24 protein-coding genes, 2 pseudogenes and 1 riboswitch are annotated in these 24,435 nt (G+C 40.5%); of the genes and pseudogenes, 17 read left to right on the forward strand and 9 right to left on the reverse strand.

What is annotated here, in order from left to right:
* Positions 1-63: 63 nt before the first annotated feature.
* The 5 genes and pseudogenes from PTRA_RS02355 to PTRA_RS02375 all read left to right on the forward strand — a co-directional run.
* A complete protein-coding gene (locus PTRA_RS02355) occupies positions 64-741 on the forward strand; it encodes a methylamine utilization protein (protein WP_058372552.1) in 678 nt (225 codons plus the stop codon).
* Positions 734-3,049 carry a putative bifunctional diguanylate cyclase/phosphodiesterase gene (locus PTRA_RS02360; protein ID WP_058372553.1) on the forward strand — a complete coding sequence of 772 codons (2,316 nt, stop codon included), beginning with the start codon at positions 734-736 and terminating at the stop codon, positions 3,047-3,049. Before PTRA_RS02355 ends, PTRA_RS02360 begins: the two co-directional genes overlap by 8 nt.
* Entirely contained in the window at positions 3,036-3,869 is an 834-nt protein-coding gene (locus tag PTRA_RS02365) for a DUF3034 family protein (RefSeq protein ID WP_058372554.1), read from the forward strand. The genes PTRA_RS02360 and PTRA_RS02365 overlap by 14 nt, the downstream gene beginning before the upstream one ends.
* Positions 3,869-4,288 (forward strand): group I truncated hemoglobin, encoded by a 420-nt coding sequence (locus PTRA_RS02370; RefSeq protein WP_058372555.1) that lies wholly within the window; start codon positions 3,869-3,871, stop codon positions 4,286-4,288. The genes PTRA_RS02365 and PTRA_RS02370 overlap by 1 nt, the downstream gene beginning before the upstream one ends.
* A gap of 66 nt (positions 4,289-4,354) precedes the next feature.
* Positions 4,355-4,627 (forward strand): annotated as a pseudogene (locus tag PTRA_RS02375) (sulfurtransferase); the annotation flags it as partial.
* Here PTRA_RS02375 and tnpA read toward each other — a convergent pair.
* A complete protein-coding gene (gene tnpA, locus PTRA_RS02380; RefSeq protein ID WP_011327281.1) occupies positions 4,627-5,022 on the reverse strand; it encodes an IS200/IS605 family transposase in 396 nt (131 codons plus the stop codon). The pseudogene PTRA_RS02375 and the gene tnpA sit on opposite strands and share 1 nt — an antisense overlap.
* Before the next feature lie 38 nt (positions 5,023-5,060).
* On the opposite strand from tnpA, the gene PTRA_RS02385 reads away from it, so the two are divergent.
* Together PTRA_RS02385 and PTRA_RS19205 are read left to right on the forward strand one after the other, a co-directional pair.
* The gene (locus tag PTRA_RS02385; protein WP_058372557.1) at positions 5,061-6,287 is read left to right on the forward strand and encodes an RNA-guided endonuclease InsQ/TnpB family protein; all 1,227 of its coding nucleotides are present in this window, start codon (positions 5,061-5,063) and stop codon (positions 6,285-6,287) included.
* A gap of 115 nt (positions 6,288-6,402) precedes the next feature.
* A pseudogene (locus PTRA_RS19205) lies at positions 6,403-6,711 on the forward strand (rhodanese-like domain-containing protein); the annotation flags it as partial.
* Between the two features lie 145 nt (positions 6,712-6,856).
* Here PTRA_RS19205 and PTRA_RS18850 read toward each other — a convergent pair.
* Positions 6,857-7,207, reverse strand: a complete 351-nt coding sequence (locus tag PTRA_RS18850; protein ID WP_083497491.1) for a DUF5522 domain-containing protein — start codon at positions 7,205-7,207, stop codon at positions 6,857-6,859.
* A gap of 42 nt (positions 7,208-7,249) precedes the next feature.
* On the opposite strand from PTRA_RS18850, the gene PTRA_RS02400 reads away from it, so the two are divergent.
* Complete coding sequence (locus tag PTRA_RS02400; protein WP_058372559.1) at positions 7,250-7,573, forward strand: hypothetical protein; 324 nt, start codon at positions 7,250-7,252, stop codon at positions 7,571-7,573.
* A gap of 33 nt (positions 7,574-7,606) precedes the next feature.
* Here the strand turns inward: PTRA_RS02400 and PTRA_RS02405 are convergent, their stop codons facing one another.
* The gene (locus PTRA_RS02405) at positions 7,607-8,575 is read right to left on the reverse strand and encodes a class 1 fructose-bisphosphatase (RefSeq protein WP_011327173.1); all 969 of its coding nucleotides are present in this window, start codon (positions 8,573-8,575) and stop codon (positions 7,607-7,609) included.
* A gap of 154 nt (positions 8,576-8,729) precedes the next feature.
* Here PTRA_RS02405 and PTRA_RS02410 point away from each other — a divergent pair, with 154 nt between their 5' ends.
* Together PTRA_RS02410 and PTRA_RS02415 are read left to right on the forward strand one after the other, a co-directional pair.
* Complete coding sequence (locus PTRA_RS02410) at positions 8,730-11,159, forward strand: zinc-dependent metalloprotease (RefSeq protein WP_058372560.1); 2,430 nt, start codon at positions 8,730-8,732, stop codon at positions 11,157-11,159.
* A gap of 212 nt (positions 11,160-11,371) precedes the next feature.
* The gene (locus PTRA_RS02415; RefSeq protein WP_058372561.1) at positions 11,372-12,145 is read left to right on the forward strand and encodes a YggN family protein; all 774 of its coding nucleotides are present in this window, start codon (positions 11,372-11,374) and stop codon (positions 12,143-12,145) included.
* Positions 12,146-12,312: 167 nt separating this feature from the next.
* Here PTRA_RS02415 and wecB read toward each other — a convergent pair whose 3' ends face one another.
* Both wecB and rsuA read right to left on the reverse strand, forming a co-directional pair.
* Positions 12,313-13,428 carry a non-hydrolyzing UDP-N-acetylglucosamine 2-epimerase gene (wecB, locus tag PTRA_RS02420; protein WP_058372562.1) on the reverse strand — a complete coding sequence of 372 codons (1,116 nt, stop codon included), beginning with the start codon at positions 13,426-13,428 and terminating at the stop codon, positions 12,313-12,315.
* A gap of 156 nt (positions 13,429-13,584) precedes the next feature.
* Entirely contained in the window at positions 13,585-14,283 is a 699-nt protein-coding gene (gene rsuA / locus PTRA_RS02425; protein ID WP_058372563.1) for a 16S rRNA pseudouridine(516) synthase RsuA, read from the reverse strand.
* A gap of 59 nt (positions 14,284-14,342) precedes the next feature.
* Here rsuA and zapE point away from each other — a divergent pair, with 59 nt between their 5' ends.
* Positions 14,343-15,452, forward strand: a complete 1,110-nt coding sequence (zapE, locus tag PTRA_RS02430) for a cell division protein ZapE (RefSeq protein ID WP_058372564.1) — start codon at positions 14,343-14,345, stop codon at positions 15,450-15,452.
* A gap of 139 nt (positions 15,453-15,591) precedes the next feature.
* Here the strand turns inward: zapE and galE are convergent, their stop codons facing one another.
* On the reverse strand, positions 15,592-16,605 hold the full coding sequence (galE, locus tag PTRA_RS02435) for a UDP-glucose 4-epimerase GalE (protein WP_058372565.1): 1,014 nt from the start codon (positions 16,603-16,605) through the stop codon (positions 15,592-15,594).
* A gap of 274 nt (positions 16,606-16,879) precedes the next feature.
* Here galE and PTRA_RS02440 point away from each other — a divergent pair, with 274 nt between their 5' ends.
* Complete coding sequence (locus tag PTRA_RS02440; protein WP_058372566.1) at positions 16,880-17,371, forward strand: DUF3016 domain-containing protein; 492 nt, start codon at positions 16,880-16,882, stop codon at positions 17,369-17,371.
* A gap of 79 nt (positions 17,372-17,450) precedes the next feature.
* Here the strand turns inward: PTRA_RS02440 and PTRA_RS02445 are convergent, their stop codons facing one another.
* Entirely contained in the window at positions 17,451-17,741 is a 291-nt protein-coding gene (locus PTRA_RS02445) for a hypothetical protein (RefSeq protein ID WP_011327181.1), read from the reverse strand.
* Between the two features lie 168 nt (positions 17,742-17,909).
* Between PTRA_RS02445 and PTRA_RS02450 the strand changes: the two genes are divergently transcribed.
* The gene (locus tag PTRA_RS02450) at positions 17,910-18,119 is read left to right on the forward strand and encodes a hypothetical protein (RefSeq protein ID WP_058372567.1); all 210 of its coding nucleotides are present in this window, start codon (positions 17,910-17,912) and stop codon (positions 18,117-18,119) included.
* A gap of 8 nt (positions 18,120-18,127) precedes the next feature.
* On the opposite strand, the gene epmB is transcribed toward PTRA_RS02450, so the two are convergent.
* A complete protein-coding gene (epmB, locus tag PTRA_RS02455; RefSeq protein ID WP_058372568.1) occupies positions 18,128-19,141 on the reverse strand; it encodes an EF-P beta-lysylation protein EpmB in 1,014 nt (337 codons plus the stop codon).
* 41 nt (positions 19,142-19,182) lie between these two features.
* Here epmB and efp point away from each other — a divergent pair, with 41 nt between their 5' ends.
* Both efp and epmA read left to right on the forward strand, forming a co-directional pair.
* Entirely contained in the window at positions 19,183-19,749 is a 567-nt protein-coding gene (gene efp, locus PTRA_RS02460; protein ID WP_011327184.1) for an elongation factor P, read from the forward strand.
* 59 nt (positions 19,750-19,808) lie between these two features.
* Complete coding sequence (gene epmA / locus PTRA_RS02465; RefSeq protein ID WP_058372569.1) at positions 19,809-20,783, forward strand: elongation factor P--(R)-beta-lysine ligase; 975 nt, start codon at positions 19,809-19,811, stop codon at positions 20,781-20,783.
* Positions 20,784-20,933: 150 nt separating this feature from the next.
* Here the strand turns inward: epmA and PTRA_RS02470 are convergent, their stop codons facing one another.
* Entirely contained in the window at positions 20,934-23,033 is a 2,100-nt protein-coding gene (locus PTRA_RS02470) for a TonB-dependent receptor (RefSeq protein WP_058374498.1), read from the reverse strand.
* Positions 23,034-23,135: 102 nt separating this feature from the next.
* Here PTRA_RS02470 and PTRA_RS02475 point away from each other — a divergent pair, with 102 nt between their 5' ends.
* Positions 23,136-23,537: an acyl-CoA thioesterase gene (locus PTRA_RS02475; RefSeq protein ID WP_058372570.1), complete on the forward strand. Its 402-nt coding sequence runs from the start codon at positions 23,136-23,138 to the stop codon at positions 23,535-23,537.
* Positions 23,538-23,659: 122 nt separating this feature from the next.
* The gene (locus PTRA_RS02480) at positions 23,660-24,058 is read left to right on the forward strand and encodes an META domain-containing protein (protein ID WP_069188180.1); all 399 of its coding nucleotides are present in this window, start codon (positions 23,660-23,662) and stop codon (positions 24,056-24,058) included.
* A gap of 162 nt (positions 24,059-24,220) precedes the next feature.
* Positions 24,221-24,333: riboswitch (TPP riboswitch) on the forward strand.
* The last annotated feature ends 102 nt before the right edge of the window (positions 24,334-24,435 follow it).

Here is a 24,435-nt window from a genome sequence, read left to right on the forward strand (position 1 = left end):
ATTTCTTGCAATTGGTGCTCGTCTCTAATTAACTGAACTTAAAATTAATATTTGAGTATGGTTATGTTTGAACGAGCATTGCAAGTTTTTGCAAAAAAACGTTATTTATTCGCTTTAAGTGTGCTTTTTAGCCACGCTGCTGTTAGCGCAAATATTGATTTAGTAATAAAAGATCAACACGGTGTGGTATTACCTAATGCCGTTGTTGAAATAGGCCAAGCAAACACTGCTTTTAAGTCTGTAAATTCAAGTATTAAAAAGCTCCCCGTGGCGGTAATGGATCAGGTAAATAAGCAGTTTTTACCTGAGCTACTTATTGTGCAGCAAGGGCAATTAGTTAACTTTCCTAATAGCGATAATATTCGCCATAACGTGTATTCGTTTTCAAGCGCTAAATCTTTTCAATTAAAGCTCTACTCAGGGCAACCCAAAGAGCCAATTGTTTTTGACACCCAAGGTGTTGTGGTACTAGGCTGTAATATTCATGATTCTATGGTGGGTTATATTTATGTGGCTAAGAGCGAGCAAGTTTATAAAACCGATAAAAACGGAGTTGTAAGTTTGCCTATTACTACGCAGCCGTTGCAAATAAGTGTGTGGCATGCGTTGCAAACCGCGCCTTTAGAAAATAAAAAAATGATGAATATAGAGCCTCAAGCTATTTTACCTATAACTATAAATACTTCCTCGCCAGCACCACGTAACACCTTTGGCAGTCAGTTTAAGGGCGGTAATGACTAACAATTTGCGAAACCGTATAACCATTTTATGTGTAGGCTTGGTGTTATTAACCACTGTGGTTAGTTTGCTGAGTTTTTGGTGGTCTACAAGTAAGTTTCAAGAAGAAAAAGTCAATCAAGACATAAGCGTGGCACAAAATGTTTATAAACAATATTTAAACTCAAAAGAAAACCTACTATTAACTGCCGCTAAAGTACTCACCTCCGATTTTGGCTTTAAACAAGCGGTTGCCACGCGTGACGCTGCTACTATAAGCAGTGTTTTATACAATCATAGCCAACGTATAGACGCCGATTTAATGCTGCTGCTAGATTTGTCGGGGCAGTTAATATCGACCAATAATGATGAAGACAACTTTACCGATAATCTGCAGCCTTTAATGAATGAGTTATTAACTGTCTCGGAGCGATCTAGTTTTGTGGTATTAAATGGCCAGCTGTATCAGGTTATTTTACTGCCTGTTAAAACCCCGCGCACCATAGCTTACAGTTTAGTGGGTTTTAAAATAACCAGTAATGTAGCCTCAGAGCTTAAAAGCCTAACCAGTATGGAAGTAAGCTTTATAGCGAGCGTAGATAGCTTAGTAAAAACCTCACTGGTAGCTCCTCCAGCAAATTTTCAACCAGTTAATTATTTTAATAGCAAAACGACGTCGCGCTTTTTTGGTGATTATTTAGTGTATAAAAATCGCGAAATTGAGCTATCTGCACTGCAAGCTCACCCGGTAATAATTTTACTCAGCGCCGATTTAACCCAAGGCTATCGCGATTTTGAACAGCTATTTTTTACGCTTATTATTCTTGCCATACTCACTTTAATTGTTGGAATAGTGACTAGTAGTTTATTAGCAAATAACTTAACTACGCCATTGTCGCAATTGGCCGTGGTGGCTAAGCAATTTGCAAAGGGTAATTATAATTTTGAATTTAAAGGCCGTAAACAAAGTAGTGAAATAGCTACGCTAATGGATGCTTTTCATAATATGGGTAGTGATATAAATAAGCGTGAACAGCAAATTAGCTACCAGGCTCGCCATGATGCACTAACCGGGTTTTATAACCGCTCGGCCATGCTAGAAATGCTAGCTAAGCAGTTAAATAAAAGCACCACACACACGCTAGTTGCTATCGATATTAAAGGCTTGCGACATATAAACGATAAGTTGGGGCCACGCATTGGTGATAAGTGCTTAAAGGCGGTGGCACATCGTATTCGTGAATTTTCGGATGAGTTAGACGGGTTTCATGCGCGTATTGGTGGCGATGAATTTTTAACTGTGTTTCCGGCAGCGGCCGTGGGCGAATTTAAACGCGGCATTATTGCTTTAATGGCGCAGCTCCAAGCGGGTTACACCATTCAAAACTTAAAAATAAATTTACGCTTTAGTGTGGGGGTGGTGCAATATCCGCTACACGGTGAACAAGCTGAGGATCTAATTCGCCGAGTACTTATAGCAGTAGAAAGCGCAACCAGCCATGATCAAAATATTCATTACTATCAACAAGGCGAAGACGAAGCGCATTTAGAGCGCTTAGTTATGCTTGACGAGCTTAAGCAAGCTATAAGCGATGATGACGGCCAGTTATTTATGACCTATCAGCCAAAGCTAAATATGAAAATACAAAAGGTCGATAAGGTTGAGTCCTTAATTCGCTGGCAACGTAAAGATGGCAGTTGGGTGTCGCCTGAGGTGTTTATTGATTTAGCAGAGCAGTCGGGATTAATTGTAGAGCTCACTGCCTGGGTGGTTAATACTGTAATTGCACAAGTTGCCGCTTGGCAGCAAAAAGGCATACATTTACAAGCGGCTATTAATGTATCGGCGCAAGATATTGCGTTTGCAGGGTTTCATTCGTCATTAGTACGTACTTTAAAAAAGCATAAGGTTAACCCTGCGTTGATCACCATTGAGCTCACCGAGCGCGATATGATCGAAAATGAAGAAAAAGGCATAATTGCCCTCGAGAACTTAAAAGCCATTGGGGTAAAAATATCGCTTGATGATTATGGCGTAGGGCAAACATCGTTAGGGCGTTTAAAAATGCTGCCAATTGATGAGCTTAAATTAGATAAGTGCTTTATTTTAAAACTAGATGAGTCGCAAAAAGATCAATTTATTGTGCAGTCGAGTATTACTTTAGGGCATCAATTAGGGTTTTCGGTAGTTGCCGAAGGAGTAGAAACTGTAGGTACTTTAGCGCTACTTAAGCAAATGCAGTGCGATCACGCCCAAGGTTATTATTTAAGTCGGCCATTAAAAGCTGAGCTATTAGAGCAGTGGTTAGAGGAATACGATGGCGTACATTAAGTGTTTTATGGCGGGGGTATTACTCACTGCCAGCTTTATTACAGCTGCGAGTAGCGGTAAATTATTAGCTACTCCAGGGGTGTCTCAAGTTGAGGGGGCTGGTGGCGGTGGCCTTGTTCCGTGGGCGCAACTTGCTGGGTATGCTAGTGAAGATGAGGTTTCGATTAATGGTTTTTGTAGCCGTGCAGATGTAACCGACTATACGTTAGATGTATGTGGCGCACAGCTTAATTTGTTTAATCGCGTTGAGCTTAGCTATGCGCAGCAAGAGTTTGATGTACCCGCGCTGAGTACGCAAATAGAGCAGTCGATAACTGGTGCTAAAGTTCGTTTATATGGCGACATTGTTTACAGTAGTTGGCCGCAAGTAAGTTTAGGTATACAACATAAGTCGTTAGACGATGGCACGGTTGCAAAGCTAGTGGGTGCACAGAGCACCAGCGGCACCGACTTTTACTTAGCGGCAAGCAAGTTACACTTAGGTGCTATTGCAGGATACAACTGGTTTTGGAACGTGACCACCCGTTACAGCAAAGCCAACCAACTAGGGCTACTGGGTTATGGCGGTAATAATACCAGCAATAAATTGTTATTTGAGGCAAGCACAGCGATATTTTTAAGCCGTGAAGTAGCGTTAGGTGTTGAGTATCGTCAAAAAACAAATAACCTTGGATTAGGCGAGCAAGATTGGAAAGATGTGTTTGTAGCTTGGATGCCAAATAAACATATGAGCGTAACCGCCGCCTACTTAGATTTAGGCAGTATAGCTGGAGCAAGCGATCAAACCGGTTGGTATTTATCGGTGACAGGATATTGGTAATGAGAATTTTTATACTATTTTTATTGGCTACAAGTGTATTAGCTGGCTGTAGCAGCAAGCCTAAACAGAGTTTGTATCAGCAAATAAATGGTAATGCCGGCATAGAAAAACTAGTGGATAGCTTTATTTATCAAATAGGTAATGACAAACAAGTGTTTCATTATTTTGAGCACAGTAACATTACTCATTTTCGCCAAGGCTTTATAAGCCACTTATGCGCGCTAACAAACGGCCCTTGTGGGTATAAAGGCGACTCTATGGTCGCTATTCATACCGGTATGAATATTAATGAAAAAGATTTTAATCATGTAGTCGATCTACTAATTAATGCGATGGACGAGCAAAATATACCCCATCCACTACAAAATAAAATAATAGCGAAAATGGCACCACTGCGCAGTGAAATAATAAAGATTTAAGAGCTGTAAAGGGGCATCGCTCAGCTGTTCACTTTTAAAAAAGTAGCCAAACATAGGGATAGATAAATGAAAAATATAATTACCAATGAGCAGCTATATACGCAATTAAATGATCCTACATTAATATTATTTGACGCGGGTATGCTACGCCCAGGTTTAACTGGTAACTATGTTGCTAAAGTGGTACTGCCTAACGCGCAGCGCTTTGATATTAAAAATGAACTAGCAGATCGCTCTAACCCATTACCTAATACTTTGTGTAGCGAAACGCAATTTACTCAAGTAATGCAAAAGGCAGGCGTTAACCACGATTCGTACATTGTTATTTATCGGAATAGTTAGCCCTGCTCTTGAATGTATTTTCGAATTGTATCAGCAGCCGCATTTCCAACAGAGCAAACAAAATATCCGTCAGACCAAAATGTTTTTTTAACCCAGAATTGCTTTTTAAACCATTTAAATCTCGACCATAGACTTTGCGTTGTAGATTGTTTAATTCTCCTAACGTAACTCGCAACGCTGATATTGGGAGAGATCGTTAGCAATATGTGTATATGATCTTTGTCCACCTCGATCTCTTCGATATTAAATTCTGAGCGCTCTGCAATTTCAGTGATTTTTTGTTTTACAAAATCACCTACATCACCTTTTAACAATTGTTTTCTATATTTAACCACAAGTATTAAATGTAGCGCTATTAAATATTTACAGTGAGATTTAGTTTCATATTCTATCTTGACAACTCATTTCCATACAGTAGTCTATACAGTGCATGAAAAAGACGCTTAGATACAACTACAGGCTAAATCCTACGCCAGAGCAAGAAGCTAAACTCGTTGAGTTTGGCGCGACAGCGCGTGGCATTTGGAACTTATTGTTGTCTGAGAATATGCGTCGATACGAGCACGATAAAACGTTTTTGTTTTACAAAGACATGGCCTTACTACTTAAAGATATCAAGACGTTCGAAGAGTTTAACTGGATCAAAACATTCGATTCTGCGGCAGCTCAACAAGTTGCCCGCGACCTGGAATTAGCGCTCAAGAATGTTTTTACTAAAGGTCGCTTGCAACGCTTTCCAAAGCACAAGATCTCATATAAAAAGAAAAAACTTCACAACGATAGTTTTCGAGCGGTCAATAACTCGAACTGTATCCGCATTGAAAATGGCGCTATCAGTATCCCAAAGGTAGGCAAGATACCCATTATCTTGCATCGCAAACTAGCAAGTAAAATCAAGACTGTAACTATCCAGTATCACCACGGAAAATGGGGATGCAGCATCACTCAGGAAGTTGAGTGCAAAACAGCTAAACAAGTTTTAAAAACAATCACAGGTTTTGACATTAACTCAAAGCAAACTGTTGTTGGCTCAGATGGTTTTGTGGTCGATAACCCCAAGTTTTTAAAGCAGTCAAAAACAAAGTTAAATCAATTGCAACGCCAGCTTGCACGCCGAACTAAAGGTTCAAATCGCTGGCAAAAAACCAAACAACGCATCAACAAATTACACGGCAAAATCTCACGGCAAAGGCTCGACTTTGCACACAAAATTTCACGCCAGATAACCAATGAAAATGACATTTTAGTGTTCGAAGATTTAAACGTAAAAGGGATGCAAAAGTTCAATGGCAGCATGGTTGCCGACAATGTGATGGGCTTAATTACTCAGCTTTCAAAATACAAAACTGAGCTTGAAGGTAAACTCTATCACGAGATTGGCAGGTTTGAAAAATCCACTGGGGTTTGTTCTGAATGCGGCCAACATCATGTTTTAACATTGAACGACAGATATTTCACATGTACGGCTTGTGAAACTTACCAAAGCCGAGACTTGTCAGCGGCTAAAAGCATAGCAAAAACAGGTGAATTAGATTTGATTGCGGCTGGGATCGTCGCAAGGGTTCCCCCCACATCTCAGCAGAAATCAGCCATTAAAACGAAAGTCTTCGAGCTATCGAAGTTTGCTGTTGGAACTGAGAAAAAAGAAGCAGCCTAGTCTCTAAGTCAAGGCTGTAGAAGTCCATTGATCGACACGGAGTGGCGTCGATGGGTAGTTCACGAGGATGAGGGTTTGTTTAGCGCAGCTAGGGCATGGTGGATGCTAAACCATAGTATTACTCGATGCGCGTGCACATAAACGCTTTACAGGCGAAGACCCTGAACCCCGTGCTGATATGCGCAGCGGCCATATTCCTAATAGTCTTTCATTACCTTATAGCGAATTACTGTGCAGTGGTGAGGCTAAGCCACTTAACGAAATACAGCAGCAATTTTAAGCCCTAGTCGGTAATGCAGAAAAACTACAATTTACATGTGGCGCGGGTATAACCGCCTGCATATTAGCGTTATTTGCTGATGAGTGCGGTTACGCTAACTTAAGTGTTTACGACGGTTCATGGAGTGAATGGGGAAAGAAATAAAGAGCAGACAGGACCGCAGTAAGTTATCCGCGTTCAGTAAGAGAAAACTAGCATACCTGTAGCAAACTAAACACCGCGCTTGTTTATTCCTTTACTAACAGCCCCAAATTAAAAACTGTTATTTAACGAGCTTCTTTAACCGCTATTACTTGTACGGGCAATTTTTGCAGCCATTCTTACAGCATGTACCACGCTTTAAAAAAAACCACTTACTAAATACCATGTAGCTGTTTTGCATAGTGTAATCGAGCCCTTCAATCAGCTCTCCATTATTTTTAAATTGCTTAGCAAACGCGAGCTGTATTTTAATCGGCTGAGAGTAAAGGCTTTGTAAGTAAGTGTTTATTTTAGCCAGCGTACAGTTACGGCATAAACAGCTTGTAGCGTTAAGATCTAACGGTAAAATAGCGGGTAACTCGTTGCACCAACATGCTGATATGTCAGTCACATTACAGGTAAGAGCAGTATTACATTGGGTGCAGTTAATTTGGGTCATTATTTTACTTTTAAATCACGGTGAGCGCAGAATAACAATATTATGAATATACAAAAAGCATTAGCGCAGTTTATTACCTTCGGCTCAGAAAAAGACGAGGCTATTGCTGTCATTGTATCTGCGGCAGCAGCAAAACAGCCATTATTTACCCTAAGTACGTCAATCATGCTAAATGTGTTTGAGCGTTGTTTACATAATGAAATAGCACTTGATGATTTGGAACTGTGGGCGAATGTGATTGAAGCGCGAGATGATATAGATTGCGCTGAGTGTGAAGGCGTTATTTATGCACTTAGTAACAGTGAACAAATGGGCGAGCTTAATCATGAAAAGCTCGCAAAATTAGCCACGCTTTTACAAGAGTAAAAGCATAGCTAATTTTTAGTAAAGCCTAGCGCTTTACTTATGATATCCCAAGCAAGTTTCTACTTCGTTTTTTGAGCCTAAAATTACAGCTACGCGCTGGTGAATAGCATTAGGTTGTATGTCCATAATGCGCTCGGTGCCAGTTGAGGCAATCCCGCCAGCTTGCTCTACTAGCATGGCCATAGGGTTTGCTTCGTAAAGCAGACGTAGTTTATTTGGTTGGCTTGGGTTTTTGGTATCTGTTGGGTAGGTAAATAACCCGCCACGGCTCAATACGCGGTGTACATCGCCTACCATTGCAGCAATCCAGCGCATATTAAAGTTTCGAGCGCGTGGGCCAGTGTCGCCAGCTACAAGGTCGTTAATGTAGTTTTGCATAGCCGGTTGCCAATGGCGTTGGTTTGACGCATTAATAGCATATTCGTTGGTATCTGCTGGTATTTTTGCAAAATCTTGAGTTAATAAAAAGGTGCCATGCGTTTTATCTAGGGTGAAAAAGCGGGTGCCTTTACCTGTCGTTAGCGCCAATATAGTCGATGGGCCATACAATACATAACCTGCCGCTACTTGATTAATGCCCGGTTGCATAAAAATACTTTGGTCAGCAGGATCTGCGCCTTCAGGCGCTTTCATTACTGAAAAAATAGTACCTACTAACGAGTTTATGTCGGTGTTTGATGAGCCATCAAGTGGGTCAAACGCTACAATATATTCTGCATCAGGATTACCAGCAACTGTGTAGTCTTCTTCTTCAGAGGCGATGGCTTTTACGTAGCCTGATTCCAATAATATATCTTTAAGTAGTTGGTTGGTTAAAACATCAAGCTTCTTTTGAGTTTCGCCTTGAATATTCTCGTCAAGTGTTGAGCCTAATACACCCGATAATTCGCCTTGGCCAACACGAAATGAAATTTCTTTACATGCGGCTAAAATAGTTCTGATCAAAGAGATTAATTCTCTTGGGCAACCATCTTCAAGTAATACTGGAGGAAGTCTACGCATTCTATTTTCCTGATAACGTGATTAAACTAATCATAATGTGAGAGGGATTAGTTTGGAGCGCTGAAATTCGTCTTAAATAACTGTATTGTTTAAATTCCCCCCTATAATGGGGTTACCTAATCGTACTTAAAACGCCAATAACAAAGATAAGATTATGCAAAAAATAAAACTACTAGGTTACATTCTCTTTACTGTGTTGCTCACTATGATAACTCAAGCGCACGCAGCAATTAAGTCTATTGATGAATTTACTGGAAAGATGAATCATTTTCCGGGATATTTTTCATTTTTTTACGATACAGAAAACGGCAAGGTTTATTTAAAAGTAGATAAACTAGAGCAACAATTTTTGCTACAGCAAAGTTTGCCAAATGGCTTGGGCTCTAACGATATAGGGCTTGATAGAGGGCAGCTTGGTAATACACACTTAGTGCAATTTGAGCGCTTTGGCGACAAAGTAATGCTACGCGCTGTAAATACTTACTATCGCGCAAATACTAGTAATAAAGCTGAGCAGCAAAGTATTAATGAAGCGTTTGCATCAAGCATATTAGCGGGCTTTAAAGTGGTTGCGCAAAATAAGCGGGCGCTATTAATCGATTACACCCCGTATTTACTTAGCGATGTACACGGTGTAAATCGTACCCTGGCTGCGACTAAACAAGGTAACTTTAATCTAGACGAATCGCGTAGTGCAGTTTATATGGGCCGCTCTAAAGCATTTATTAATAATACAGAGCTTGAAGCCGTACTTACCTTTGCCGGTACTAAACCGGGTAAGTTTGTGCGCGAAATAAGCCCTGACGCCTATTCGTTAACGGTGCATATGCACCATTCATTGATTAAATTACCAGACGATAACTACACCCCGCGCAACTTCCATCCGCAATCGGGTTTTTGGAGTATTGAGCATAAAAACTATGCTGCAGCACTTGGTGAGTCTATGTATGTGCGATATATACCACGTCATCGCTTAACTAAAAAAGATCCGAATTTACCTATTAGCGACCCTATTGAGCCGATTGTTTATTACCTTGATCCTGGGGTGCCAGAGCCTGTAAAAAGTGCATTGCTTGAAGGTGCACAGTGGTGGGATGAAGCGTTTAGTGCCGCGGGTTATAAAAATGCATTTATAATAAAAGTACTACCAACAAACGCAGACCCTATGGATATTCGCTATAACGTAGTGCAATGGGTGCATCGTGCTACTCGTGGTTGGTCGTATGGCAGTTCGGTAATTGATCCGCGTACCGGCGAAATTATAAAAGGTCATGTAACGCTTGGCTCACTGCGCGTACGCCAAGATATTTTAATTGCAGAAGCGCTGGCTGCGCCTTATTTAAACGGCAATGAAATAGCAAAAACACTACAAGCCATGGCACTTGATCGTATCAGGCAGCTAAGTGCCCACGAAATTGGGCACACTTTAGGTATTTCTCATAACTTTGCCGCCTCTGTAGGCGATAGAGCCTCGGTAATGGATTATCCGCATCCACTGCTTAGCTTTGATGATCAAGGCAAGCTTGATGTGTCACGCGGTTATGCTACGGGTATGGGCGTGTGGGATACACAAGTTATTAAATACGGCTACAGCGACTTTACTAATCAAAACGAAGCAGCAGCATTGGCGGCTATTTTAAAAGAAAACAACACAAAAGGGCTCGAGTTCATATCTGATAACGACGCCCGTGCTGCCGGTGGTGCACATCCAACAGCTCATTTGTGGGATAACGGCGCAGCACCAAGCGAAGAGCTATTAAGAGTACTAGAAGTGCGTAAGCAAGCACTCGCACAATTTGGTATTCATAATATAAAAACGGGTGAGGCGTTATCGCAATTAGAAGAAAAACTAGTGCCTTTGTATTTATTTCACCGTTACCAAGTAGAGGCGGTGGCTAAACTAATCGCAGGGATAAATTACGAGTACGAAGTACGTGGTGATAAACCTGTAAAAGGCGCGCAAGTAGTTGCTAAGCAAACGCAACAACAGGCGGTTAAAGCTATTTTAACCACTCTAGAGGGCAGTAATTTAGTGTTGCCAGAGTCGATACTCGCACTTATTCCGCCAAAAGCGTATGGCGAGTCTAGAACGCGTGAAAGTATAGTGGGGCGCACTGGTTTAACCCTTGATGCTATGGCGCTACCTGAAGTTGCGGTGCAGCATAGCTTATCGTTATTACTAAATGCACAGCGTTTAAATCGCCTTGCGCAACAACAAGCGCGCAGTGATGATTTTTACAGTTTAGATGAGCTACTTTTACAGTTTTATAAGCAGGTTTTTGTGGCATTGCCGTCAAATAACATGGTGGCAAAGATCACTCAACGAGTGCAATATTTAAGTGCTAAAACAATGGCTGAACTAGTGGCCAGCGATAACGTAAGCCCAGAAGTGCAAGCACAACTGCATTACTATTTAACTAAGCTAAAAGACGACTTTGAACAAAATTCATTGCTAAGCAACACCAGTATAGGTGAAAGCGCGTTTAAACAATATTTAGCCGAACAAGTTAATCAGTTTTTAACCACCGGTAGCTGGCCAGATAACTTTAAAGCATTGCCAATCCCGCCAGGTTCGCCAATTTAACAGGACCGTTTTTAGCAATAAAGCACAGCAGGCAGCTTTTAGCTAAAAATTAAATAAACACCGCGCTTAATTTAAACGCGGTGTTTTTTTGTGTTGCTCATTGCATAGGTTAAATACACAGGGCTGTCTTTGTTATTGTGTTACTTTTGCTTGCATAAAGTTGTTTTTTTGTTAATCTACCCGCCTTCTGTTGTGGCTATTTTGAGGTGTTTATGGCGTTTTTATCTCGTTCGATATTGGCGTTGTCTGTAGCACTTTTAAGCAATAACGTATTTGCGCAAAAACAGTGTGATGTTGAGCTTCGTCACGGTTTAATCATTACTGATGATATTATTCGCATTGTTGATAAAGGCCAAACCCGCGTACAAATTAATAATAATAATCAATTGTTTATCCGTGGCTATTGGATTGACTTAAGTGATGACGAAAGTAAAGTACTTGAGCAGTTTAGCAGCGGTATTCGTCAAACTGTTCCCGAGCTCGTTAACTTAGCCACCGATGGCGTGAATTTAGGGCTCAGTGCAATTGAGCATGTTGTTGAAGGCATGACAGATAAAGAATCAGAAGTGCTTAAAACGCAATTAAAATACGTTGAACGCGCGTTAATGGATAAGTTTAAACGCGGCGATGATTTTTTCTTTATTGCTCCGCAATCACTTTCCAAAATAGACGACTTTTTTACTAAAGACATTAGCAAAAAAATTCACTCAGCAGTGCATGGCTCCCTCGGGGCTATTTTAATGTCGTTAGGCGATGCATTTAAATCGCGCGAAGGTAATATCGAAGATCGAATGAACGACATGAGTCAACGCATGGATATTATTTCATCAGAAATAGATAAATCACTTCAAGAAAAAGCCCGCCAACTCGAACTAAAAGCCGCAGAATACTGCGAATGTTTAAACGCCCTTGATGTGACCGAATCCCGCCTTCAGGCCATAGTCCCTGGCATGGTGAGCTTTGACTTAGTGCAAATAAAGTCTTAAAAATTAAGAGCTGGCATTAGGTTTCAGGTGTCAGTAAGTAATTAGCCAAGCACGCATTTACAATTAGGCCTCGTAGTTGTGAACTACCTAGCGACTAAAAATCACTGGGTTTTCTCGCCAAGTTATTGATAAATTGCTTAGAACCTAGTGCCTAGCGTCTTCAACTTTTAACGCGCTAAAATATCACATATACGTTGGCATGCATTGCCGTCACCATAAGGATTATGAGCGCGACTCATTGTTTTGTATGCAGCATCATCAGTTAGCAACTCATTTAATGCTGCGGTGATCTTAGCTACATCGGTACCAACTAATTTCACAGTACCTGCTTCAACTGCCTCTGGGCGCTCTGTGGTATCACGCATAACTAATACAGGTTTACCTAAACTTGGTGCTTCTTCTTGAATGCCACCTGAGTCAGTTAAAATAATATGAGCACGATTCATTAAGTATACAAATGGCAGGTATTGTTGTGGCTCAATTAAATGTACGTTATCAACATCTTTTAAAATGCGCTTTACTGGCTCTTGTACGTTCGGGTTTAAATGCACAGGGTAAAGTATTTGCGTATTTGGATGAGTTTTTGCGGTTTGCGCTAATGCTTCGCAAATTCGCTCAAACCCACCACCAAAACTTTCACGGCGATGGCCTGTAACCAAGATAAGCTTTTTATTTCCATCAAGCATTGGGAATTGCGATGCGAGTGTATTACTTAATTCAGCATCATTTTCAATTTGCTGTTTAACCATTAATAACGCATCAATTACTGTATTACCCGTTACAGATATGTTTTCAGCCGCGTAGTTTTCTTTTAGTAAGTTAGTTTTTGAATTTTCGGTGGGTGCTAAATGGTACTTTGTAAGTGAGCCGGTTAATTTACGATTACCTTCTTCTGGCCACGGTGAGTAAATATTACCTGTACGCAATCCTGCCTCGACATGACCTACTGCGATTTGCTCATAATAAGCCGCCAGACTTGCTGCAAAAGTAGTCGCTGTATCGCCATGAACAAGCACTACATCGGGTTTAAACTCTTTAAGTACAGGCGTTAACTCTAGCAAAATACGGCTGGTTACTTCTGGTAATGTTTGGCCCGCTTTCATCAAGTTCAAATCATAGTCAGGGGTTATTTTAAACAGCTCAAGTACTTGGTCTAGCATTTCACGATGCTGCGCTGTTACACACACTTTAGCTTCAAAGCGACTATCGTTAGTTAATGCATGTACTAGCGGCGCCATTTTTATCGCTTCTGGACGGGTGCCAAATACGGTTAATACTTTCACTGTTATATCCTTTTAATAAATTAGAGTCTCGAAGCTCTGTTATGCTCGTTATCTGTGTTAAAAGTGCTGTGTGGGTTAAGCTCCCACGCAATAAGCTGCGCGTTTTTAGGCTGCCTTATCTTTCATTACTAATACTTGATTAAGCCTGAAAACTCCTTAGAGTTTAATCTCTTCAACGGTTAACAAACGGTATTCACCCGCCGCTAGGTTTTCATCTAGTTTAATATTACCAATTTGTTCGCGGTGCAATTCAACCACTTTGTTGTCTACTGCGGCTAACATGCGCTTCACTTGGTGGTATTTACCTTCACAAATAGATAAACGTAAGCCGTAGTTAGCGAGGCGCTCTGCTTTTGCCGGACGGGTTAGATCTTTTTCGTTATGTAATTGTACCCCTTTGCGCAGTGCCTCTAACGATTCGTCGGTAATGGGCTCTTGGGTTTCTACTAAGTAGGTTTTAAATTTATTGTTTTTAGGAGACGTTATTTTATGTGACCAGTCGCCATCGTTGGTTAAAATAACTAAGCCAGTGGTATCTATATCGAGGCGGCCTGCTACGTGAAAGTCGCTCATATTTGGCTCGTCAATTAAATCGAATACCGTTTTGTGCAGCTCATCACTATTGGCACTTACATAACCAACGGGTTTGTTTAACATGAAGTAGCGTTTACCTAAAAATACGAGTTGTTCACCTTGAAAAACCACTTTGTCTTGCTGCTTAATTTGAAAATCGAAAGCTGTGACTATTTCACCATTGACGAGTGCTGCTTGGCGTTTAATGCTGGCTCTGGCTTTTGAGCGTGGCAGCTCTGCTAAATGACTAATAAATTTATCTAGGCGGCAAGGGAATTTCATTGGGGTTCACATTTTGAGTCGGCTACAATGGACGCGATTATAACGGATAGTGAAATACCATGACAGTGCAGGACTCACAAATAATAAGTCTTTACCAAGCCAAGGTTGCATCGGGCGAGCTTAGCTTCGATGCTGCGCAAAATAATGCCGTACAGGCACTTAATTCGCTTAGTGAACAATTACAAATACAGTATAGCTGGTGGCAAAAGTCGCCACTCATAAAAGGTGTGTATTTGTATGGGCCGGTAGGGCGTGGTAAATCCATGCTAATGGATTTATTTTATAATAATGTGGCTATAAGTAAAAAACAGCGGCTGCATTTTCATCACTTTATAGCGCAGGTACATCAGCAGTTGGGGCTGTTACAAGGGCAAAAAGATCCGTTAATAATCATAGCTAAAAATTGGGCCAAAAATATTCGGGTGCTATGTTTTGATGAGTTTTTTGTTAGCGATATTGGCGACGCTATGATTATGGCTCGGCTGTTTGATGCATTACTTAAACAAGGTGTAGTGTTGGTGGCTACTTCAAACGCAAAACCAGAGCAGCTTTATTACAATGGCCTGCAGCGAGCACGATTTTTACCTACCATAGACTTAATTAATAATTATTGCGAGATAGTTAATGTAGCGGGGGAGGAGGATCATCGTTTCCGCTATGGTAAAAATAGTAGTCATTACTTTATTAATTTACCCAGCGATGACTTTAAAGCTAAATTTTTAACGCAGTATCCGCAAGCATCGCAAAGTGGCGAGATCACGGTGCATGGTAGAGCGTTGCCTTATTTATTAAAAACAGCTAGTGCCATAATGATTGATTTTATGGCGCTGTGCTCTGGCCCACGTAGTGCTAACGATTACATGTTTTTAGCTCAGCAATTTTCTGTGTTATACGTGGCAAATGTGCCAAAAATGGGTGTAGGCGCAACCGGTAAAGTAATAGTGCACGGTATAGAGGACAGCTACCAGCGTGAAAAACAAACTCTAGACGAGCACTTTTTTGATGATGAAGCACGACGTTTTATTGCTTTAGTCGATGAGTTTTATGACTGCCATAAGTTACTGGTTATAAATGCACAGGCTGATATAGACACCTTGTATCAAGGTAAAAAACTAAGCTTTGAATATGCACGAACGCAATCGCGCATAGTCGAAATGCAAAATTGGTAAAATCATAATCGGTTCTAGACTAAACTCTGAGTTTAAATTTGAACACGTATATTTTAATTGAATTAAATATACGTGTTCCAATCATAATTAACATATCCCTATAAAAATAGGGACATATTAATTATAGGTATATGGTTTTTTACTTATACCCATTTGGGTTATTTGACTGCCAGCGCCAGGTGTCTTGCATCATAGTATCTATACCGCGCATCGCTTGCCAGCCTAATTCATTCAGGGCTTTTTCAGGAGCTGCGTAACAAGCGGCTATATCGCCAGGGCGACGTGGTGACACTTGATATGGTACTGCTTGATCACTGGCCTTAATAAAGGCGTTCACCATTTGCAGTACTGAATAACCGTTGCCTGTACCTAGGTTATAAACCAATGCGCCGGTGTTTGTGGCAATTTTATTCAGTGCTTTTAAATGCCCTAAAGCTAAGTCGACTACGTGAATGTAGTCGCGCACGCCGGTGCCATCTACAGTGTCGTAATCATCGCCAAATACGGCTAGTTGCTTGAGCTTGCCCACAGCGACTTGTGAAATATACGGTAATAAATTATTAGGGATCCCGTTTGGATCTTCACCAATTAACCCCGATTCATGCGCGCCTACTGGGTTAAAGTAGCGCAAAATAGCAAAGGCAAAGCGCTCGTCTGATTTTGCGATATCTTGCAACATCATTTCAACCATTAACTTTGATGTACCATAAGGGTTGGTGGTGCCACCAACAGGGAAGTCTTCTTTAATAGGTAGGCTTGCTGGGTCGCCATAAACGGTTGCTGATGAGCTAAATACTAACTTAAATACACCCGCATCGCGCATCGCATCAACTAGTGTTAATGTACCTTGTACGTTATTTTGATAATACTCAATTGGTTTTACAACCGATTCACCTACCGCTTTTAAGCCAGCAAAGTGAATTACGCTATCAATAGTATGCTTAGCAAATACTGAGTCTAAAAATGCTTTATCGAGAATATCACCTTGGTAAAAAGTTACTTCTTTACCGGTAATTTTTTTAACGCGTGTAAGTGACTCTGATGATGAATTGCTTAAATTATCAATAACAACAACATTACTGTTTTGTTGTAAAAGTTCTAAAACAGTGTGCGAGCCAATATAGCCTGCGCCACCGGTTACTAAAATAGTCATGAATGCTCCGTGGATACCTTTTATCAATAATGTTGATTGCACCATAAATTGCGATATTTTACATGCATTATCTGCTTTAAATACGCTGTTATTTTAAAAAAGCTAGATTTATATATTTGATTACATTTTGTACGCTTTAAGTAACACTTATGCCACAAAATTAAGTTATAGTTAATAAACAGCTGTTAAAATGAACTCAGTTATTTAGGTGTTAATACTGAGCATGCCCTAATTGCAATAATGTAATATTTGGCGCACCTTTTTGGAGAGTGATATGAATTCAGTAAACAAAATCGCAATGTTAATGTGCTTTGCACTACCAGCACTTGCCCAGGCGGGTGAGTCGGCTATTAAATGGCATGATTTTAAAGACTATCGTGATGTACGCGAATCCAATCAAGGTAAAGCTTCGTACCATAAGCATATAGCGAGCAGCATTGAAGAGCATGTTGCTAAACTTGCAGAGCAACTGCCAAAAGACTACAAACTTAGCCTAGAGATTACTGATGTCGATTTAGCTGGCGATGTACGCTATGGCGGTATTAATGAAATTAGGGTGGTTAAGCCTATTTATTTTCCGCAACTCAAACTTAATTATTCACTTACCAATGATAAAGGTGAGGTAATAAGTGCAGCAAGTGATGTAAAGCTTAAAGATATGGGCTTTATGGATAAAATTAAAATGGGCCGAGATGGACCTTTTAATTACGAAAAACGCTTACTTACAGAGTGGTTTGGTGAGGAAATATTACCGAAATTAGATTAACTGAGCTTTACAAAAACGCCGCTAAATAGCGGCGTTTTTAATGCTTGTAGAATAATAAACTTTTTAACTAAAGTTTACGTTACTTAAAGGTAGCCAACAAAGTAAGTAATTGCTGTAACTTAATAACGGTGGTTTTAAGTTTTTCTTCATTAAAACCGTCACTAGATAAGCTTTCTACGTCGGCTGCTACATCAAGCACATATGGCTTAAAGCGTTTAGCTTCAAAGGTAAAACCTGAGTCAGCTGTAAAGAGTGCTTTAAATTTTCCGTGACCTTGCTGTTGTAACTCGTCGAGTTTTTTGTCAGCATCAAGCGCCTGTCGGTAAACAATTTTTAAGTTAGCGTTGAGTTGTTCAATAATAGAATCCATGGTTTTCCTAAAGCTTTGTATTGAGTTGCCGATAATTTATTATGTAGCATGCGTATACTGCATATGTTACTTGGATTATATTTAAAAGTCAGGTTTTTAGCACTGTGCCTTGTTCAAGTCCTTTTAAATAATTGCACAATAAACACTGATTAAAGGTGGATTAATTTTATGAATATAGCAGGTGGAAATTTACCGGTAATGCCAAGCTCAAGCCAAGGCGGCGAGGTGTTGAGCGCTGCATTGTCTAAAAAACAGCAACTAGCTGATGGCGCAGCTGCATTAGCACTGATTGAGGGTGCTGCGCAGTCATCCAGCGCGCAAACACCGACTAAGTCGGCGACTGCAACACTGGGTAATAACGTAAACATTTACGTTTAAATACGGCTTTAAATTAACTTGAGATCGATTGGCGTTTTACTTTTTTCACCGCCAATCTCTCTGACCAATTTAGGTACTAAAAACCCAGGTAGGGCTTCTAACAGCTCTGCCATTATTTTTATTGCTTGCTCCTCACTAATGTCAAAGTGGCTTGCCCCTTCTACCTTATCTAGCAAATGTAGATAATAGGGTAATACATCGGCATCAAATAACGCTTCACTTAAATTTACTTGTGCTGCAGTTGTATCGTTCACATCTTTTAAAATAACCGCTTGATTAAATAGCACTACACCCGCTTGTTTAAGTTTTTGCATTGCGGCTTTAAAGTCGTCGTCTATTTCGTTGGCATGGTTTATATGATTAACAAACACAATTTTTAATGGCGATCTTGCAAGTCGTTCGCATAATTCATCGGTAATGCGCGCCGGAATAACTACCGGCAGACGGGTATGAATTCGCATGCGTTTAATTTGTGGTAGTTGCTCAAGCTCATCTAAAAACCAACTAATGGCATCGTCTTTGGCCATGAGCGGATCGCCACCACTTAAAATCACTTCATTTATATTATTGTCGGATTTTATATAGCTAAGCGCATCGAGTAGACTTTTTTTATTAAGTTGGTTTTCTTGATACGGAAAATGTCTGCGAAAACAGTAACGGCAATTTATTGCACAACCGGTTTTAAACATCACTAAAACACGCGATTTATATTTGTGTAATAGTCCCGGATGTTGATTGCTCTGTTCAAGCAGGGGATCTTTATTAAAACCGCTTTTAGTTAAAAATTCTTGATGGCGCGGCATCACTTGTAATAATAATGGATCGTTTGCATCGCCTTTACGCATTTTTTTTATAAATGGTATTGGCACACGAACTGGGAACAAGCTACGAGCTTTTATGTCGTTATCATGGACTTGGCTCGATAAACCGACCATTTCTAGCAACACTTTTGGACAGGTAACTACATTTGCTAATTCTTTTTGCCAGTTTTTATGCAAATTTGCTTCATTTCTTTGTATCATTGGCACGTAGATTACTCGAAAAAATATAAATAGAGGAAACGATGGCGAATTATAGCACCAACGAGTTCAAGGGCGGCCTAAAAATTATGATGGATGGCGAGCCTAGTAGTATCATAGAAAATGAAATGGTGAAACCTGGTAAAGGCCAAGCGTTTAACCGTGTTCGTATCCGTAAACTTATTTCAGGTAAGGTACTTGAAAAAACCTTTAAATCGGGTGAATCTGTTGAAGGTGCTGATGTAATGGATACTGATTTAGCGTATTTATACACAGACGGCGAATTTTGGCATTTCATGAATAACGAAACATTTGAGCAAATTGCCGCTGACGAAAAAGCGTTAGGCGATGCGGGTAAATGGTTAGTTGAAAATGACGTATGTACAATTACATTATGGAACGGTAATCCGATTGTAGTAACACCACCTAACTTTGTTGAGCTGGAGATCACTGAAACTGATCCGGGCCTTAAAGGTGATACAGCCGGAACTGGCGGTAAACCTGCAACATTAAGTACAGGTGCTGTGGTACGTGTTCCACTATTTGTACAAATAGGCGAAGTTATTAAAGTAGACACCCGTAACGGTGAATACGTAAGCCGCGTTAAATAATTTTAAGCGTCGCTTTATAAAATCCTAGCTTAAAAGCTGGGATTTTTTTTGGAGAAAATATGTCAGTAAATCTTTGGGCTCCCAGTGCAAGTATTGCAACACTTAAGCAGCGAGCTGTTATTTTACGCAGTATTCGCGAGTTCTTTTATGCTCGCAATGTAATGGAAGTAGAAACCCCCAGTTTAAGCGGAGCCAGTGTAACCGATATACACTTAGTGAGTTTTAACACTCGATTTGTAGGCCCAGGGCACGCCAGCGGCCTTGAGCTATATTTACAAACCTCTCCAGAGTTTGCAATGAAGCGCTTGTTAGCAGCGGGCTCAGGGCCTATATTTCAGTTGTGTAAAGCATTTAGAAACGAAGAAGCAGGCAGCCATCATAATCCAGAATTTACCATGTTGGAATGGTATAGACCGGGGTTTGACGAATTTGCATTAATGGCTGAAATAGATGAGCTAATGCAGCTTATTTTAAATGTTGCACCGAGTGAGCGGTTAACTTACCAGCACGCATTTGAACAAGTGCTTGGGCTTGATCCACTCACTGCTAGTTTAGAGCAATTACAACAGCTTGCTTGCGAGCAAGGGTTTGCTGATATAGCTAAAAATGAGACGCATAAAGATACCTTACTGCAGCTTTTATTTTGTATGAAAGTAGAGCCAACAATTGGCCAACATAAGCCGTGTTTTGTGTATCACTTTCCGGCATCGCAAGCGGCACTGGCACAAATTTGCGAGCATGATAACCGCGTAGCAGGGCGGTTTGAGCTGTATTATAAAAATATGGAATTAGCTAATGGCTTTAACGAGCTAACTAATGCGACAGAGCAAGCTAAGCGTTTTAATGACGATAATGAATACCGTAAACAAAATGGCTTAAAGCAAGTACCAATGGATAAACATTTAATTGCTGCGCTTGAACATGGACTAGCGCCTTGTGCAGGGGTAGCGCTGGGCATAGACAGGCTAGTAATGTTAGCCACGCAAAAGAGTAATATAAAAGAAGTTATTGCGTTTGATGTGACAAGGGCTTAAAGCAACTTAACATGCAGGGGGCTGTTAGTTAGTAATTAACCTCTCGCATGAGCAGGCTCTACGACTACCGGATATAAAAAAACCGCGTTTATTAAAATAATCGCGGTTTTTTTAACTGAGTACTAAGACCGAAAAGCTGTCAGCTTTACTTTATAAATTCAGTGTAAAGGTAACGCCAGCTACACGTGGCTCACCTAGTTGGGTGTAGGTGTGATCAGCGTAACCATCAAGTGGGTTATTACCAAACTCAAAACCGCGAGTAGGCACTGTTTCGTCAAACACGTTACGTGCCCAAGCGCGTACAGCCCAGCTATCGGCTTCATAACCTAAGCTTATATTCACTAAATTACTGTTTGGTGCTTGTGCATTATGGCTATCTGAGAAGTAATAATCGTCTTTGCCTTCAACGCCTACCATGGCATAAAGCTCGTTGGTAAGGTTGTAACGGGCACTTAGTGCGTATTGATATTTAGGTGACTGTGCTTGGTCGCGACCGTCTTGGTTTAAACCCGCTTTAGTTACAAATTTGTTTATTTTAGTATTTAAATAACCAGCGCTACCGCTAATAAGTAAATCGTCGGTTAGCTGGTAGCTCCCTTCAAGTTCAAGGCCATAGTTACTGCCAGAGCTCGCGTTATCTACATAACCTGTAAACTTCTGATCTTGTACTTGCCATGACTTTAACTGAATGTTGTCGCGGTGCATGTAAAACGCAGCTAAACGCAGAATAAATTTGTCATCAAGGGATGATCCCTTAACACCAAACTCACCGCTCCATAAGTATTCTGGATCAAAACTGGTGTGCTGTTTAAAAAATTCCGCATCAAGATTTAAGCCTTCATCTTTGGCTTTAGCGAGCGCTTCCGAGTTAATACCGCCGGCTTTATAACCACGGGTAATACTGGTGTAGATCATGGTGCGATCAATTACTTGGTACTCAAGCGCTATTTTTCCGCCAATCATAATGTCGTCGGTATCTTCAATAAAGCCGTTATTATCGGCGTAATCACCTTGGTATTGCTCAACACGTAGGCCGGTAATTAAGGTGGTTTTAGGTCCAATAGGAGTCGCTAATTGGCCGTATACTGCCACGTTATTGGTTTCATACGTTGAGTTAAATGGGCTAGCTAACCAGGTATATTGGCGTTCTAAATCTACGTCACGGTTTTGATAGTAAATACCTGCAACCCAGTTGCCGGTTTTACTTTTAAATTGTAAATCGACCCCTTGATCATCGCGATCGCGGCTGTAAACATCGGTCGAACTGTAACCATCAGGGTGCAAACCAGCGGCGCAAAGCTGTGGTTTACTCGGATCGTTACATACCCAATCTTCATCAAAGCTATAAAATAATTCACTGTCGATTGCCGATAAGCTTAAGTTTACGTCAAATAAATCAAAGCCCGTATACGTGTTATTTAGACCAATAGCGTAACTTAATTGGTTATCTTCACCGGGTTCATCGGCAACACTGTTACGGCCGTTATCAAGTGCGAAGGTATCGTAACCGTTGTTAATATCAATATAGTGTAGATTTAATTCTGTGCGTAAATTGGCAGTCACTTGGCTGTTTAATTTAAAGCGAGCTACTTGCTCGTCTTGCCCTTGAGTTGGCTTATTTAGGTATAGGTTATCTACATAGCCATCTGATTTTCTACGAAAGTAGCTAACACGAGCGCTGGTATCGTCGGTTAAACCTGTACTTGCAGCAAGACCAGCTTCGCGGCTGTTGTAAGTGCCTGCACCGACTTGTAGTTTTAAGCTAGGATCACTTGTTGCTTGCGCCGATTGCATTTGGATCATACCGGCCATACCGTCGGCACCAAAGCGTGTACCTTGTGGGCCACGGTAAATTTCTACTTGGTCAATATCAAATAATAATGCACTGCCACCAAGGCCTGAGTAGTTAATGCCATCAATAACTAAACCAACCGAAGGATTAATAGGATCAACAAACTGTGAACGCAGTCCTACGCCACGAATTTGAATATAACGACCGCGAGAAGCCCCAGAAGCAAAATTAATATTGGCAGTACTACCAAGCATTTCGTCTAGGTAGGTTGCACCTCGTAAATTAACTTCATCTTCGCTAAATAAGCTGGCGCTAGCACTTAAGGTTTGAATGCTTTCTCGTTGAAAATCACCAGTAACAACAATGCGTTCTAGATCTGTATCGTCAGCGTTGGCGGTAACTGATGCACCAAACAGTGGTAATAATGCGGCGGTAATTAAAGACAAACGTAAGTTCATTAGGTTACTTAACTCCATTTTAGGGACTTGCATGGTAGCAATTATTTCAGTACATGTGCTATAAACGCGGCAATTATACGTTAAATAATTTGGATTACGAATATGACCTTTACAGTAGACTTTAAAGTGCGAGACTACGAATGCGACCTACAAGGCATTGTAAATAATAGTGTGTATTTTAATTACTTAGAGCATGCGCGCCATGAATTTTTGCATGCACATGGGGTTGATTTTGCTCAGCTTGCCAAAGATAAAATTAACTTGGTCGTGATGCGCAGTGAAATGGATTATAAACAGTCATTATTACCGGGCGATGAATTTTATGTAGCCGTAGAGCCACAACGTATTAGCCGACTTAAATTCGCTTTTAAGCAAACCCTGATCCGTAAACAGGATGAGAAAATAATGCTTAATGCATTGGTAATCGGCACAGCTTTAAATGAAAAAGGTCGGCCATTTTTACCAGCGCAAATAGATAATTTATTTAAAACGGATTCTGCATAAAAAATCGCATGATTATCAAACGATATCAGAATAAAATTTACACTTTAAACATGTATTTTTAACGGATTAACTTGTTGAAAATTGTTATTATTACAATAATTAGACAAATAATTAGTAATAATATGAAATTAGCAGCAATACCCATGCTTATAATCGGTTTATGTGTTGGTTGTGCATCAACGCAAACGGTTACCTCAGAGCAGCTTAAACATACTCAATGGCAGTTATCACGTATTGACGGCTTAGCTATTCCGCCTTCGTTTAATGCGTCGGTGGGTTTTATTGAAGCACTGCAAGTCAATGGTTTTGCTGGCTGCAATAAATTTTTTGGCGAAGGTGAGCTGGACGATAGCAGCTTAACAGTTAACAAAATAGGTATGACCCGTAAGTCGTGTGGCCAACAACTTGATAAGTTTGAGCAGCAGTTACTACAAGCACTGCAACAAGGTGCGCAGCTTAAAATGCAAGATCAACAATTGGTGATGCAGGGCGAGAAAACATTTGTATTTATTGCTAAATAAAAAACGCCCTCTTGCAGGCGATTTTTAACTGGCGTACACTCAACGCTGATTTGCTAGATATTATTCGCAAATTAATAAATTACAAATACCAATTTGATACCCAAGCAACTTAGCATTGCAGCTGCAGTTATAAGTGGCAAAGGTATATTTAATAATTGGTATTAATACTTGTCGGAGTGCCTAACTAAATAATTAGTTAAGGCTGAGATCGCGAAAGCGGGATCCGTGAACCTGATCGGGCTAATACCTGCGTAGGGAACAAGCTGCCTAAAATAGGACGCTTGTGCGTCTTTTTTTATGCGCACAAGTTATACCATCCGGTATTAAGTTCTGTTGGCTGCCAAGATTGGCTGTGACAGTTAACTGCTTAACCAATC

This window comes from Pseudoalteromonas translucida KMM 520 (assembly GCF_001465295.1).
Classification (GTDB): domain Bacteria; phylum Pseudomonadota; class Gammaproteobacteria; order Enterobacterales; family Alteromonadaceae; genus Pseudoalteromonas; species Pseudoalteromonas translucida.